General features: G+C 42.6%; 11 protein-coding genes and 1 tRNA gene. 4 read left to right on the top strand and 8 right to left on the bottom strand.

Annotated features, from left to right (window positions below; genetic code table 11):
* Positions 1-99 precede the first annotated feature (99 nt).
* On the bottom strand, positions 100-1,869 hold the full coding sequence (locus tag GYX91_RS04155) for a sodium:proton antiporter (protein ID WP_084551611.1): 1,770 nt from the start codon (positions 1,867-1,869) through the stop codon (positions 100-102).
* 371 nt (positions 1,870-2,240) lie between these two features.
* On the opposite strand from GYX91_RS04155, the gene fumC reads away from it, so the two are divergent.
* A complete protein-coding gene (gene fumC / locus GYX91_RS04160; RefSeq protein WP_084551610.1) occupies positions 2,241-3,629 on the top strand; it encodes a class II fumarate hydratase in 1,389 nt (462 codons plus the stop codon).
* 134 nt (positions 3,630-3,763) lie between these two features.
* Here fumC and GYX91_RS04165 read toward each other — a convergent pair whose 3' ends face one another.
* From GYX91_RS04165 to GYX91_RS04190, 6 genes are all read right to left on the bottom strand, one after another.
* Positions 3,764-4,198 (bottom strand): META domain-containing protein, encoded by a 435-nt coding sequence (locus GYX91_RS04165; RefSeq protein ID WP_078474818.1) that lies wholly within the window; start codon positions 4,196-4,198, stop codon positions 3,764-3,766.
* Between the two features lie 90 nt (positions 4,199-4,288).
* Positions 4,289-5,131, bottom strand: a complete 843-nt coding sequence (locus GYX91_RS04170) for an RnfABCDGE type electron transport complex subunit B (protein ID WP_110414125.1) — start codon at positions 5,129-5,131, stop codon at positions 4,289-4,291.
* A 145-nt stretch (positions 5,132-5,276) separates the two neighbouring features.
* Complete coding sequence (locus GYX91_RS04175; RefSeq protein WP_174830021.1) at positions 5,277-6,671, bottom strand: efflux transporter outer membrane subunit; 1,395 nt, start codon at positions 6,669-6,671, stop codon at positions 5,277-5,279.
* Positions 6,668-7,927, bottom strand: coding sequence for an HlyD family secretion protein (locus GYX91_RS04180; RefSeq protein ID WP_084551607.1), 1,260 nt, complete (start codon positions 7,925-7,927; stop codon positions 6,668-6,670). The genes GYX91_RS04175 and GYX91_RS04180 overlap by 4 nt, the downstream gene beginning before the upstream one ends.
* A 17-nt stretch (positions 7,928-7,944) precedes the next feature.
* Complete coding sequence (locus tag GYX91_RS04185) at positions 7,945-9,678, bottom strand: MFS transporter (RefSeq protein ID WP_084551606.1); 1,734 nt, start codon at positions 9,676-9,678, stop codon at positions 7,945-7,947.
* Between the two features lie 444 nt (positions 9,679-10,122).
* A tRNA-Thr gene (locus GYX91_RS04190) sits at positions 10,123-10,198 on the bottom strand.
* A gap of 201 nt (positions 10,199-10,399) precedes the next feature.
* Here GYX91_RS04190 and GYX91_RS04195 point away from each other — a divergent pair.
* On the top strand, positions 10,400-11,620 hold the full coding sequence (locus GYX91_RS04195; RefSeq protein WP_078474813.1) for a uracil-xanthine permease family protein: 1,221 nt from the start codon (positions 10,400-10,402) through the stop codon (positions 11,618-11,620).
* 308 nt (positions 11,621-11,928) lie between these two features.
* Here GYX91_RS04195 and GYX91_RS04200 read toward each other — a convergent pair whose 3' ends face one another.
* Entirely contained in the window at positions 11,929-12,132 is a 204-nt protein-coding gene (locus GYX91_RS04200) for a cold-shock protein (protein ID WP_025330479.1), read from the bottom strand.
* Between the two features lie 226 nt (positions 12,133-12,358).
* Between GYX91_RS04200 and clpS the strand changes: the two genes are divergently transcribed.
* The gene (gene clpS, locus GYX91_RS04205; RefSeq protein ID WP_025330480.1) at positions 12,359-12,664 is read left to right on the top strand and encodes an ATP-dependent Clp protease adapter ClpS; all 306 of its coding nucleotides are present in this window, start codon (positions 12,359-12,361) and stop codon (positions 12,662-12,664) included.
* Positions 12,665-12,809: 145 nt separating this feature from the next.
* The gene (gene clpA / locus GYX91_RS04210) at positions 12,810-15,104 is read left to right on the top strand and encodes an ATP-dependent Clp protease ATP-binding subunit ClpA (RefSeq protein ID WP_025330481.1); all 2,295 of its coding nucleotides are present in this window, start codon (positions 12,810-12,812) and stop codon (positions 15,102-15,104) included.
* The last annotated feature ends 103 nt before the right edge of the window (positions 15,105-15,207 follow it).

A 15,207-nucleotide genomic window follows, 5' to 3' on the forward strand; every position in this document is an offset into this window, starting at 1 on the left:
ACCAAGAGTTACATGAGATTTTTATTGGATATTTCTCAAATTTAAATTTACAAGTTGTAATTAAGCAAAATAAATCTTGATTATATTTGCAGAGTTTTTTTATTGATAATCCAGTGCAATCAATTTTTTATCAATAGCTGTTGCTGGCTGAAATTCAGAGCTGATGATATACAAAATGTTATTTTTATCCTGTAAAAAAAGCGGAATAGCCTGCGGATGATCATGACAATACTGGTGATAATCATAGGTAGCGGTAATATTGGTAATTTTAATTTTTGTCTGCTTACCAAGCATATTTTCCAGCCTTCTGAAAGTCACATCTTTGCCAAAAAGCTGGCGGGAAACATATTGATACTGTTTTTGTGCACGCGAAGTTAAATCCTGTTCTTCATTAAAACGGATGCGATATATATTCTGTTCGCCAAAATCATGCCGAAATTGCAGTTCACATAATGTATTCAGTTCTTTATCTCGGCTAACAGCAAACAGATAGCCAATACCTATCAGGTCAAGCTCAGTTTGTGCATTTTCTGAAACAGGGTTGCCAAAATATGTACGCAAACCCTTCATGCGCGCACGGGCAATTTGTACATAGTGATAATCGGCAACTAAAACATCAATATTAAGCTGCTTAAGTGTTGTAGCCAGCATCAGGGCTACTTCATTACTGCCTACAATCAGTACACCGTTATTACCGGGTTCACGGACTTTTAGTATACCGGCAACGGTTTTGGCACCAAGTCCCTGTATCAGGACAGTGCCGATAATAATCAGAAAAACCATTGGTGCCAGTAGCTCAGTTCCGGATAAATGTTGATTTTGCAGGCGTAATGCAAACAATGAAGCAATGGATGCAGCGACGATACCGCGCGGACCTATCCAGCTAATCATTATTTTTTCCTGGATACTTAGGCCGGAATTAAAAGAAGAGAACCATACAGCCAGAGGACGTGCAATAAACATTGCGATAAACAGCAAAGCCAGCCCACGCCAGCCTAAACCCAGTAATGCAGTAACGTCCATACGGGCGGCAAGAATAATGAACAGCGTAGGTATAAATAATAAAGTTAAAGATTCATTAAAAGCTAGAATACTTTGGCGGGGAAATTGCGGCCAGTTTGCCAGGGCGAGCCCTAAAATTGTAACGGTTAACAAACCAGACTGGCTTTCGAGATAATTGGATACGGAAAACAAAATTAAAACAAAGGCAAATGTTACGACATTGCGCATGTATTCAGGCAGCCAGTAGCGTTTGATGGCATTGGCAAGAAATACTGCACCGAGACCCCCGCAAATAAATGCTACCAGTACAATTTTGCTAAAAAGCAATAGAGAATTTTCATGTCCGTCAGAAACGATATATTCGTATACCAGTACAACTGCAATGGCACCTACTGGATCAATAATTATCCCTTCCCAGCGCAGAATATTGGCAATTTTCGAACGAGGACGCACACTGCGCAGCATGGGTGCAATGACAGTGGGACCAGTTACACAGACAAGTGCACCAAATAACAGAGCTACCCGAAAATCCAGATTAAACAGCCAGTATGCCGCCAGCGATAATAAGATAATAGTTATCACTGCTCCAAGCGTTACCAGATTCTGCACAACTCGCCCGTGCTGGCTGATTTCATGAAATTGCAGGGTCAGTGCGCCTTCAAACAAAATAATGGCAACGCCAAGTGAAATAGAAGGAAAAAGTAGACTTCCCAGCACTGTATCAGGATGAAACCAGCCCAGAACCGGACCAATCATGATTCCGGTAAACAACAAAAAGAGTACGGACGGTTGTTTTAAATACCATGCCAGCCATTGAGCGCCCATGCCCAGAGCCAGTAATATCGATAACTGAAAAGCGATATCCATTGCTTATATTTGTGTAGTTCTCAGAATTGCTATTCTGCCACAAACTTGTTTCGCTATTATTATTTTCGATGAAGTGACGATTATGTATTAACTAAATGATATTTATATTGACAGATTATCAAACTTAGACTGATTGTTTGGCAGGCAAATACATATTAATGGAAATTAACATGTATATCTTTAGGTTATATTAATTTATGTTTATAAATACAATTAATTTGTAGCTAAATTGGTTGAATCGCTGCACAATTATGCATGTTTATAATGGGAATTAAGTATATTCCGGATTTCTGTGAATGTAATTAATGCCTGACTTGTGCGCAAATTATTGTTTTTATTCAATAATGCAAGCACGCAATCATGGAGACGATATGAATACACGTATTGAACATGACAGCATGGGTGAAATCGCTGTATCTGAAAATGTTTACTGGGGTGCGCAGACGCAGCGCAGTCTGCAGAATTTTGATATTGGCGGCGAAACTTTGCCTCCGGCAATGATACAGGCAATGGCTTTGGTGAAAAAAGCAGCAGCTTTAACCAACCAGCAGCTTGAGCGTATCAGCGGAGAATGTGCCGGCTTAATAGTACAGGCTGCTGAACGTGTTCTGGCTGGTGAACTGGCAGACCAGTTTCCATTGGTAGTATGGCAAACCGGCTCTGGTACGCAGAGTAATATGAACATGAATGAGGTTCTGGCTAATGTGGCCAATGAAATAGCCGGTCAGCCACGGGGCAATTATAAACCAGTACATCCGAATGATCATGTTAACCATGCTCAGTCTACCAATGATTCATTTCCGACTGCTATTCATGTCGCTACAGCGATTCAGATTAATAAGCATTTGATTCCCGCTGTGCAGGCTTTACGTGACACGCTGGCTTCTAAAGCAGAAGCTTTTAAAGATATTGTTAAAATTGGTCGTACACACCTGCAGGATGCAACACCGCTGACACTGGGTCAGGAATTCAGTGGCTATGTCAGCCAGCTGGATCATGGACTAGAGCGTTTGCAGCAGGCATTACACTGGTTATATGAATTGCCATTGGGTGGTACGGCTGTAGGCACTGGTTTGAACAGTCATCCGCAGTATGCAGAAAAAGCAGCAGCTAAACTGGCTGAGTTAACCGGTTTACCGTTTGTTAGTGCACCTAATAAATTTGAAGCACTTGCCGGACGTGATGCAGTGGTATTCGCTTCTGGAAGCCTGAAAACTCTGGCGGTTAGCCTGAACAAGATTGCCAATGATATTCGCTGGCTGGCCAGCGGACCTCGCTGCGGTATCGGAGAAATTACTATTCCGGCAAATGAACCTGGTTCAAGTATTATGCCGGGTAAAGTGAATCCGACACAGTGTGAAGCCATGACTATGGTAGCTGCTCAGGTAATGGGTAATGATACGACTATTACAGTAGCGGGTGCTTCGGGTAATTTTGAACTGAACGTATTTATGCCTGTACTGGTGTTTAATATTCTGCAATCAGTACGTTTACTGGCTGATGCATGCAATAGTTTCAATCTGCGTTGTGCACAGGGAATTGAACCTGTAAAAGAAAAAATTGATGCCAATTTACATCATTCACTGATGCTGGTTACTGCGCTGAATCGTCATATTGGTTATGAAAAAGCAGCTAAAATTGCTAAAACTGCTTATGCACAGAATACAAGCCTGAAACAGGCAGCAATAGAGCTGGGATTTCTGACAGCAGAAGAGTTTGATAAATGGGTTATTCCTGAAGATATGATTGCACCACACTAATGGTGTAATCTGATTAAAAGCCGCATCGAATTAATTCCATGCGGCTTTTTGATATTAAACTCAGTATTATCGGTTGTATGATTAAGCTTTTAAAATTGATTACAATCTGATAATAAATTTTTTGTATATTTTAGTTAGTTTGCTGTATTTTTAATTAAACGCGCTTCTAACCTTACATAGCGGTGTTTGTCCAGTAATTGCAGACGTACACCAGTAGTATCATTGATTATACGCCATGATTTAACAAAACCTAATGTACCGGTACCAGTCCGTTCATCTTCTATATTGGCACATAGTTTAGTGATGCCGAAAGGCTTACTTAATCGCAATGTATGACGATAGTCGCGATAGGTTCCGTTTATATGATTACAGCCGAAATAAGCAAAATACTGGTGTGTATTCGGATCAAAACGAATGCGAGAAGAAGTATCTGGTGTGGGTTCTCCATTCAGAGAACGGATTTCCCAGTTACCGGATAAAAATCTGGTATCAGGCTTATCTGCAAAAGCACAGGCATTAGTTATAAGCAAAACAGCCATACAACCCAGAAAGAATGTTAGTTTCTTCATCTTTTTAATTTCATTTACTTATATAGCCAATTAATTTTGACATATTTTAGTATTTTAGCATTTTTATTCAATTTTGTCAGATTTTGCGCATTATTGTTCGGATTCGCGTTGTTGTTTATACAAACGTAACCATTCAAGAGCTTCTGTTTTTTGCTGATCATTTCCATATTGTAAATCTCGCATGGCGCGGCGGTAACCAGCCTGCTCCTGTGCCTTGGCAATTTGCTGCTGCTGAAAAGAGTCTTGATTATCAGGCACTCTTCTGTGTATCTGTTGCGTTTGTGCTTTAGCCATTGCTTTTGCAATCAGGGCAGCCGGATTAATTTTTCCGGCAGACTTTGCTGCAGAAGTTGTGGTTGTTGCAGGCTCTTTAGCTTTGCGTGCATGCAGTTGCTCCTCTTTTAAACGCTGCAGGCGTTGCAGACGTTCGGTACGATGCTGAAATCGCAGACTTGCCTGAGTAGCAGCAGCAAAACGGTCACTTTCCTGCCCATCGGTCAGTGTTCTTGACCGTGGTAACCAGTGTTCAAGTACCGGCTGCATATCGATACAATCAACCGGGCAGGGGGCAATACATAATTCACAACCACTGCATTCAGTGCTGATTACTGTATGCATTTGTTTGGTTGCGCCCATAATCGCATCTACCGGACAGACTTTAATACATGCCGTACAACCGATACACTCGGTTTCATCAATTACAGCTATTGCTTTAGGGAGGGCAGCTTTAAGCGCATCAGCCGGAGGAAGAACCTGCACTTTTAACAGTTTAGCTAAATCACTGATGACAGCAGTACCGCCCGGTGTACAAAGGTTAATTTCAGCTTCTCCGCGACTCAATGCCTGAGCATACGGCAAACAACCCTGATATCCACATTGCCTGCACTGAGTCTGAGGTAAAAGCCGGTCAATGTGTTCAGAAGCAATAGACATGATAAAACTACGTAGTTTTTAATACTTAAAGAACTATTCTAACATAAAGCTAAAACAGCAAATTTATACATATAAGCAGACTTTATTAAATATTATAGTCTGTTTATTCTGCTTTGTATTCAATCCTGTGCGGTTGTGGCTGAAATTATTTACCTGCAGGTGCTGTCCAGCCTCCGCCAAGAGCCTGATAAAGTGAAACCTGTGAATTCAGATAATCTGCTTTACTCTGAATCAGCTGACTTTGTACGCTTAGTAAATTGCGCTGGCTGTCCAGAACATCAAGATAAGGAGAATAACCTGCACGATAACGATTTGTTGCATGGTGCAGGGCATTCTCCAGTGCATTTCGTTCCATTTCCAAAGCTTGTTCCTGTTCCTGCAGGCGATAACTGCCGGATAATTGGTCTTCAACTTCCTTCAGAGCAGTCAGCACAGTTTTGCGATAGTTCCAGACAGCTTCATTACGTTTAGCTACATTCAGATCAAAATTTGCTTTTAATCGTCCGCCTTCGAATACAGGTGCCAGAATACTGCCGCCTATACTCCATAAATTAACCGGTTCTTTAATTGGTGAAGTGGTAAACAGACGGCCGAATGTAGCGCTGATTTTCACGGAAGGTAAAAATTGTGCCTGAGCCGAAGCCAGACTGGCATCACTGGCAGCTATTAATAGTGCTGACTGAACTATATCCGGACGATTTTTCATCAGATCAGAAGGCAGTATGTCAGGTATAGCCGGTGCATGCAGTTCCGATAAGGATAAACCGCGTTCAATGGTACGGCTGCTACTGCCTGTCAGCATACTCAGAGCATGTTCCTGCTGGCTGATACTGGATTGAACTACTGGAATCTGTTGCAGTGTGGCTGCATATTCAGCCTGTGCCTGATTCAGTTCCAGCTTGGATGTATAGCCGACATTAGCTTTAGATTGAGCAATTTTTAGCTCTCGCTGACGCGCTTCCAGAGTTTTTTGCAGTAAATTCAGCTTTTCATCAAGTGCACGCAGAGTGACATAAGATTTAACCGTAGTTGTGATGACACTCAGACGGGTTGCTTCTTCGGCAATTTCACTGACCTGCCGGTTCAGACGACGTGCTTTCCATGCATTACGGTTTTGACCAAAAACATCCAGTTCGTATGCAGCCTGAAATGTTGGCTGTTCTACCCGGTTAATGGTAGCAATACCAAAAGCATTCAGGCTTTTTTGCCGTGAAGTACCGCCGCTGGCTTCCAGACTGGGTAGTAAGGATGCGCGCGAAGCATGTTCCTGAGCGAGTGCTTCCTGTATTCGTGTTTGTGCCAGAGCGATATCAATGTTATTAGCAAGTGCTTCACTGATAAGCCGGTTTAAAACCGGATCATTAAGCTGAGTCCACCATTGTGCATCTGCATGTTGAGCGGAGTGATGATACTGTTCATGCCACTGTACCGGAACGTCGACCCGCGCAGCTGCCGGAATGTTCGGAATTCTGGGAATACAACCACTGGCACTGACTGATAGGGCGATCAGGGTAAACAGTCTGATTAAAGGTGTTTTCATGCTTTCACTCTGGTTGTATCTATACTTACTACCACAGACATGCCCGGGCGCAGACGTTCAAAAAGATCATTACTGGTATCAATGCGTATGCGGACAGCGATACGCTGTGGTACTTTAACGAAGTTACCTGTAGTGGTATCTGGTTTGATTGCAGAAAATTCACTGCCGGCAGCCGGAGAAATTTTTTCTACGGTACCTTTGACTCTGGCTCCGTTCAGGGCATCCACTGTAAACCATGCTGGCTGACCAACGCGGATATTGGCTGTCTGTGCCTCTTTAAAGTTAGCGACTACCCATTTGCGTGCGGGTACCAGAAACATTAATTGTGTTCCGGCATTTACCAGCTGACCATTTTTGACGCTGATTTCACTTAGCCGGCCACTTTCAGGCGCCCGGACAACGGTATTGGATAAATCAATCTGAGCCAGTCCGAGCTGTGCATGTGCATTATCAACGTTTGCTTTCAGGCCGCTCTTGTTAACATGAGTGCTTTTCAGATCTTCCTGAGCAACCCGATATTGTGCTTTAGCTTCCGCAACTCCGGTTTGAGCCTGTTTTAACGCAGCTCTTGTCTGGTCACGTTCACGTAAGGAAAGCGAACCATCCGTAACCAGAATATTTACCCGGGCCATATCAGCCTGAGCTTTTTCCAGTTGCGCCTGAGCATTGGCAATATCTGCCTCACGGGCTGCCAGAGTTGCTTCTTTACTGCGGCGATTCTGTTCGTAATTGGCTAAAGAGCTATCCTGTAAACCAATTCCGGCTTCAGCGGCTGCAACTTTTTGTTTGTAGATGCGGTCATCAATCTGTATGAGTGGCTGTCCAGCCTTAACGTCGTCAAAATCCTGAACATATACCTTAGTAACGTAACCAGTTACTTGAGGACTGATTATGGTAGTCTGACCACGTACATATGCATTATCAGTTGATACCATTGAGTTGCGGAATGGTGGTAATTTCCATGCACGTAAAATCATCAGGACACCAAGCATTAATACCAGTACCAGAATAGCTGTTACAAACCATTTACGTTTAGGAGGCTGCCACTGACTGGCTGCCGGCTGGGCAGGTGAGGGATTAGCCTTACCGGCAGAAGCGGATGAGCTGTTTTGCTGGTTCGTGCCCGCCTGATTCGTATTTGGCTGAGCAGATGTCTGTTCTTTAGCGGTTTTGTTTGCTGCCGGAGCAGACTGTACAGTTTGATTGCCGGTTGTTTTCTGATTTTGATCCGGATTGTTTTGTTGTGTGTCAGTCATTATTGTCCTTCTTTATTTTATTGTTTTGGCGGTTCTTGCATTGCACGCTGGCGGGCAGCCGCATAGTTTCTCAGTTCACGCCCGATAGGGTTGGTACCGTGTATCTGATGCCACCAGCGATGTGCGCCGACAACCAGAAAGCAGATTAACGAACCGATTCCCACCAAAACAAATAAATCATTGTAAGCAGCTATTTGTGCCAGCATGGTGTCCTGTTGAATCAGTTTACTGACACCATAGGCATGATTCCAGCTGCTATCAAAACTAAAGCGCTGGCTGGCCAGAGCATTCTTCTGAATTGCCTGATTGACTAGCGGGTCTGTCAGGTATGCACTGTCTGCGCTGTTAATCAGATGAATGCGTGTTCTGATCGTAATGAAAGCATTAAGTAACGCTGAACCGATTAGTCCACCGACAGTTTGTGAAAAACCGAATACTGCCGAGAAACTCATGATGTATACAGGGTCTTTGGAAAGAGCCCGTATCAGTCCTTCCATCATAACCGGCCCGAAAAAAAACAGCGAAGCAAAGGCAATCATAAACTCGGGAATATAGAAGTTAACCGGCCGTGACCACTGATTCTGTCCAACTTCCATAAAACTGGCCATAGCAATAATGGCAAATGAAATGACCAAAGGTAATTTAATATCAAGAGGATTGAATGTTAATACACTAGTAAGCAATCCGAGTGCAGCACCGCAGGAAACAACAGCATAAAAATGTATCATCTGGTCATTACTCAGACCTAAAACTGTCATCAGACCGGCCGCACCCATATTTTGTTCAGATAAGGCAACCCGTATCAGTGAACCGAAAATCAGTATCTGGAGCATACCGTTGGTATGCATCATCCATTTGATATCCAGCATCGGGTGTTTGCGGTTGTATTCAATAATCACGGAAAGCATACAGCATACGACGCCGGCTACAAACAGCCAGCCAATCCAGTCTTTGTCCCACCAGACAATCCTGCCTTGTACCGCTCCTGCAGAAATAAAGGCAATTCCGGCAGCCAGCAAAGGGAAGCTTATCAGATCAATTTTTTCGAAAGATTTTTCCAGATAGCCAGAGGGAATAGGTAACAGCCATACTGCACCGCATACCAGTAATGCCATACCTAGCTGAAAGCTGAATACAAGCTGAAACTGTTCGTGCTGTAAAAGCAGGGGAGAAATAAATCTGGCCAGCGGCTGGCTGAGCTGAGTAAGCCCCAGCCCGAATATCATGCCTTTACCACGATGAATAGCCGGCATCGCCTGCATCATGTAATACATGGCTACACTGTTTAAGCTGCCGCCTACCAACCCGCTCATACCACGGGCGAATAATTCCATATAATAATCATGGAAAAAAAACTGAAGGCAATTAGTCAGTATCAGCCCAAGAATGATATAGCCTACATAACGCGGCAACCCGAAATTCTGGCGGATTTTAAAAAGTAATACACTGATAATGGCGCTGAACATGTAATAAGATACCTGTATCCAGCCGCCCTGTTCAGGTGTCAGTCCCAAGTAGCCCTGAATCTGGGGAATGTTAGCCAGCATCATGCCATTGGTAAATCCGGCAGTTAAGCCAACGATTGTTCCAATGATGCCGTAGCATAAACGCCTTTTCCACGGATGGTCGGGAAATGACGGTGAGCCCGCCATCATGGGGCGTTCATGCGGTTTTAACTGATAGATATTTTGAGACATGGATTTTTTACTGCAATATACATATGCTGAAGCCGCTACAATTAAAAATGCCATCCAGTAATCCTGATTAACTCAGATGGATGGGCGATAAACGTTCAGCGTGTAATTATTCTAAAACAAATTTTTAGTTTCTGCTAACAATATTTTAATATCTGTGATAATAACTCTGCTTTAGAATAACGGATATAAATTGTTAATTTTTAAAATTATTTATCATTGTATAAATATAAAACTATTGTGTCTGTCAATAAATCTCAAGTGATAAAGATAAATTACGATTACATAAATATACGATAATTAAAACAGACAAGGCCGCATATTAGTTTAATGTAAGATAGGACGAAAGTTCAGTAATTACTGATTGATTTTTTAGAGACAGGCATAAGTGATAATCACTCATAAGTATTAACTTATTTTGTTAATAAAAAATCCAGAAGAGTAGATGGTCGTTAAAAACAAAAAAGCATAATCCTGAGATTATGCTTTTTTGTTTTTAACTGGTGCCGGCACCAAGAGTCGAACTCGGGACCTTCTGATTACAAGTCAGCTGCTCTACCAACTGAGCTATGCCGGCGAAAGAGGAGCGCATTATGCGCAATAAAATTAAATCGTGCAAGCCTTTTTGGTGATTATTTTTTAAATTTACAATTAAACTGCTGTTTTAACGATTAAATAAAATATTCAAGTTTTAGCCTGATGGCGACAAACTATAACTATTTTTTATAACGTCCTATATTATAATACTGGGTTTTGTTTATTTATCGGGAGTGTCAGGGTGGGACACCATTTGAAACTCGCGCTTGCCGGCGCGCAAATTCTGTTTGTAGCATTTGGTGCTATGGTTCTGGTACCGTTGCTGACAGGGCTGAATCCGGCACTGGCATTAATGGGTGCAGGTATAGGTACTTTATTATTTCAACTTTGTACTAAACGTAAAGTACCGATTTATCTTGGTTCCTCTTTTGCGTTTATTGCACCGATTATTTATGCCATGCAGGAATGGGGACTTGGTTCAACTATGTTTGGTCTGTTTGCTGCCGGCTTTATGTATTTTGTTTTTGCCGCATTAATTAAATGGCGCGGTCTGGCTTCAGTACATCGTTTACTGCCACCAGTGGTCATTGGTCCGGTGATTATGGTGATAGGTTTATCGGTGGCTGTGGTAGCGAGCAGTATGGCTATGGGCAGATCCGGTGATAAGCAGGTGGTTGATTACGCTCATTCATTATTTTTGTCCGGTTTCACATTTGCTGTAACGGTTATTGTTACAGTATTCGGCAGCAAAATGATGCGGCTGATTCCGATTCTGATCGGTGTGGCTGCCGGTTATATTATGGCCTTATTTACCGGTATGGTAGATACCAGTGCCATGGCAGCGGCACCCTGGTTTGCTGTGCCGCATTTCGCTACACCTGAGGTTAACTGGCAGGCTGCACTGTTTATGCTGCCCGTAGCTATCGCACCAGCTATTGAGCATATTGGCGGAATCATGGCGATTGGTAAGGTAACAGGCCACGATTATGTAAAAGACCCCGGTTTGCATCGGACTTTGCTGGGTGATGGTTTGGGTGTATGTGTGGCCGGTCTGATTGGCGGCCCTCCGGTTACTACTTATGGAGAGGTTACCGGCGCGGTGATGATTACTAAAAACAGTAATCCGGTAATTATGACCTGGGCAGCCGTTTTTGCAATTTTTATGGCTTTTTTTGGTAAGTTTAATGCATTTCTCAGCTCTATTCCGTTGCCGGTAATGGGCGGGATTATGTTGTTGCTGTTTGGTACTATTGCTTCATTAGGTTTGAAAACGCTGATTGATGCCAAAGTGGATTTGATGGAACCGCGTAATCTGGTGATTGTCAGTTCCGTACTGACTGTCGGTATCGGCGGTATGGTTGTGAAGATTGGTACGATGGCTTTTGCTGGTGTGGGTTTGTGCGCTTTACTGGCGATTGTGCTTAATTTGCTGTTACCGGCTAAATCATCTGTTCAGTCCTGATAGATTATTTAAACGATTTATCCTGTAAAAAACCGCAGCTTGTTTATTGCTGCGGTTTTTGTATTTGGATATTAATTCTGTCTTTTAAGATAGTTTCAGTAAGAAATATATCAATTCAGATACAGGAATTTCAGGACAAATTACGTGCAGGAATATTAACTGTCTGAATATCAACGGCCAGTTAAATAGAGATTAATGATACAGATAAATATTTAGGTCATTATCCTGCAAAAGACAATTTCTTCAATTTCAAACAGAAAATAGCGGCTTTTGCCGCTATTTTAGACTAACCGGACAACCGGCTAAGATTAAGCTGCCTGAATATTAGCCGCTTGTTTACCTTTTGGACCGGTGGTCACATCAAAAGATACACGTTGACCTTCTTTCAAGGTTTTGAAACCATTCATGTTGATTGCAGAGAAATGTGCAAACAAATCTTCGCCACCTTCATCTGGGGTAATAAAACCAAAACCTTTAGCGTCGTTAAACCACTTAACAATACCAGTTGCCATGAAACTTCCTATACATAAAAAACAAAATAAAGAACAAGTTTACGACACAAAAAGGCCAAAAAAATAGTGAACGACTGTACAACAGTTTGTCTGGCAGTCTATGTCTGACTTGTTAAGTAGTCTTTTTACATAGGTTAAGAACTAACGTCAAGCAAGCTTACCGAAAAATGATAAAATTATTAAAACCGTTACTAAAAACCCACAGATACATGTAGATTAATAGACAATGTCAAATTCGAAGATACAAATTGTTAGCCAGAGCCAGAAATCCATGATAATGCCGCCAAAGCGCTATAAAGTGGTTTTGCTGAATGATGATTACACGACAATGGACTTTGTAATTGCAATTTTAATGGATGTGTTTCATTTACCACATACGCAGGCCATAGCTATTATGCTGATGGTACATGAATCAGGCAGCGGGATATGCGGTGTGTTTCAAAAAGATATTGCAGAAACAAAATGTAATCAGGTTTTGTCACGCTCGGAAGCAGCCGGTTTTCCTTTACAGTGTTTGGTAGAAGAGGCCTGAATTGCCTGTTTGGGTAATTACGGGTGAAATATTAGTTCTGCGGGCGCTACTTGAATTTTATCGTGTATGCTTCATGTTGTTTATACAAGTGAATAAAATTGGTTGCAGTCGCTATTGATAACGTTACTTTGTCAGGAGGTCGGATATGATTTCGGCACAGCTTGAAAAAATTCTGCAATATGTTTATGCCGAGGCTCGTAGCCGTGCCTTCGAATTTATTGGAGTGGAACATTTATTGCTCGGCCTGTTGCAACAAAGTGAAGATGTTAGTGAAGTATTACAGGCTGTGGGTGTAGACAATCATTTGCTGGCTAAACAGTTACAACAGAGTATTTATGAAAACACTCCGGTTTTGCCGGATAATGAGCTGGAACAGTCTGAATTACAGCCTACACTGGGTTTTCAGCGGGTTTTACAGCAGGCTATCGTGCATGTACGTGCGGCTCAGGCAAAAGGAGAGGTAACGCCGGTTGATGTATTGGTTGCGATAATGTCGGAAAAAGACAGTCATGCTGTCTATTTTATTGAATCGCAATCAGTAACCCGTCTGGATGTGCTGCGATATCTGACACTGGGTAATCATCGTTTTTCTCAGGATAAAAATACCGAGCAGAATAATGAAACAGAAGCAGCCAAAGCAGAGGCAAAAGCACTCGAACTGTATACAGTGAATCTTAATATGGAGGTAATGGCCGGACGTATTGATCCGTTAATCGGACGCAATGAAGAAATGCAGCGTCTGATTCAGACATTGTGTCGACGGCGCAAAAACAATCCATTACTGGTAGGTGAGGCTGGTGTAGGTAAAACTGCTCTGGCAGAAGGACTGGCCTATCTGCTGGTGAATGAAAAGGTACCTGAATCTATTAAGGGGTCAGTAGTTTTTTCTCTGGATATGGGCGCACTGCTGGCCGGTACCAAATATCGTGGTGATTTTGAAGCACGCCTGAAAGCAGTAATCAAAGAATTAAGTGAGCTGGATAAAGCTGTATTGTTTGTTGATGAAATTCATACCATCATCGGAGCCGGCAGTGTATCCGGCGGGACAATGGATGCATCCAATCTGCTTAAGCCCGCGTTAGCTAAAGGAAGTATGCGCTGTATTGGCGCCACTACGTATCAGGAATACCGTACTATTTTTGATAAGGATCATGCATTAAGCCGGCGTTTTCAGAAAATAGATGTAGTAGAACCTTCCGTACCGGAAACGGTACAGATATTGCAGGGCTTACGTCCGGCATTTGAGCACTTTCATCAGGTACGTTATACCCGTGCAGCATTACAGGCTGCTGCTGAGTTATCCGCACGCTATATAAACGAGCGATTTCTGCCTGATAAGGCGATTGATATCATTGATGAGGCAGCTGCTGCACAAAAAATTCAGCCGAAATCCAGACAGCGTAAAGTTATCGGACGGGCTGAGATTGAGGCTATTGTCGCTAAGGTGGCACGTATTCCGGAAACTGCTGTTTCTCATGATGATAAGCAGGTATTGCGTTTTCTGGCCGATAACCTGAAAGCAAAAGTTTTTGGACAGGATCAGGCTATTGATGTACTGGCTGCATCAATAAAAATGGCTCGTTCCGGTTTGAAACCGGCTGATAAGCCGATTGGCAGTTTTCTGTTTGCCGGGCCTACCGGCGTCGGTAAAACTGAGGTTGCCAGACAGCTGGCGCAGTTGCTGGATTTACCATTACTACGCTTTGATATGTCTGAATATATGGAACGGCATGCAGTTTCGCGTTTGATTGGTTCACCGCCGGGCTATGTTGGATACGAGCAGGGTGGATTGTTAACTGACGCGGTGAATAAACAGCCGTATTGTGTGTTACTGCTGGATGAAATTGAAAAAGCCCATCCTGATGTATTTAATGTGCTGTTACAAGTGATGGATTATGCCAAACTCACAGATAATAATGGACGTAGTGCGGATTTTCGTAATGTAATTGTCATTATGACCACTAATGCAGGTGCTGCCGAGCTTGCCAGACCGAATCTTGGATTTACCGGTCAGCGTGAACAGTCTGACAGTTTGATTGCTATTAAGAATACTTTTACTCCTGAATTTCGCAATCGCCTGGATGCTATTGTTCCATTTAAGGCATTGGATGAACAAATTATTGCGAAAGTGGTTGATAAGTTCTTGCTGGCTCTGGAACAGCAGTTATTGTCTAAACAGGTTGTGGCAGAATTTACACCGGCTCTGCGTGTTTTTCTGGCTAAAAATGGTTTTGATGCAGCAATGGGTGCGCGTCCGATGCATCGTCTGATACAGGAACGTATCCGTAAATTGCTGGCAGATGAATTGCTGTTCGGAAGGTTAAGTGAGGGCGGTGCTGTGCTTATAGATTATCTTCCGCAGTCAGATGAAGTAGTACTGGATTTTGCGGATTCTCAGGAAGCTGATCAGAACAAATTTGAATCAGTAACAATTGAATAATTATGTTAAGAATGTCAAAATTAAGATAAAAAAAAGTGTGGCGAAGAGCCACACTTAAACACACACATCAAGAGGAAACCAATCAAAGTAAATTCATTATAAT

It is taken from the genome of Snodgrassella sp. ESL0304, assembly GCF_013344995.1.
GTDB lineage: Bacteria > Pseudomonadota > Gammaproteobacteria > Burkholderiales > Neisseriaceae > Snodgrassella > Snodgrassella alvi.

What these genes read in the sequence shown, in the direction of transcription:
- GYX91_RS04155 (WP_084551611.1), bottom strand. Translation starts at nt 1,869, where the DNA reads ATGGATATCGCTTTTCAGTTATCGATATTACTGGCTCTGGGCATGGGC.
- fumC (WP_084551610.1), top strand. Translation starts at nt 2,241, where the DNA reads ATGAATACACGTATTGAACATGACAGCATGGGTGAAATCGCTGTATCT.
- GYX91_RS04165 (WP_078474818.1), bottom strand. Translation starts at nt 4,198, where the DNA reads ATGAAGAAACTAACATTCTTTCTGGGTTGTATGGCTGTTTTGCTTATA.
- GYX91_RS04170 (WP_110414125.1), bottom strand. Translation starts at nt 5,131, where the DNA reads ATGTCTATTGCTTCTGAACACATTGACCGGCTTTTACCTCAGACTCAG.
- GYX91_RS04175 (WP_174830021.1), bottom strand. Translation starts at nt 6,671, where the DNA reads ATGAAAACACCTTTAATCAGACTGTTTACCCTGATCGCCCTATCAGTC.
- GYX91_RS04180 (WP_084551607.1), bottom strand. Translation starts at nt 7,927, where the DNA reads ATGACTGACACACAACAAAACAATCCGGATCAAAATCAGAAAACAACC.
- GYX91_RS04185 (WP_084551606.1), bottom strand. Translation starts at nt 9,678, where the DNA reads ATGGCATTTTTAATTGTAGCGGCTTCAGCATATGTATATTGCAGTAAA.
- GYX91_RS04200 (WP_025330479.1), bottom strand. Translation starts at nt 12,132, where the DNA reads ATGGCAACTGGTATTGTTAAGTGGTTTAACGACGCTAAAGGTTTTGGT.
- clpS (WP_025330480.1), top strand. Translation starts at nt 12,359, where the DNA reads ATGTCAAATTCGAAGATACAAATTGTTAGCCAGAGCCAGAAATCCATG.
- clpA (WP_025330481.1), top strand. Translation starts at nt 12,810, where the DNA reads ATGATTTCGGCACAGCTTGAAAAAATTCTGCAATATGTTTATGCCGAG.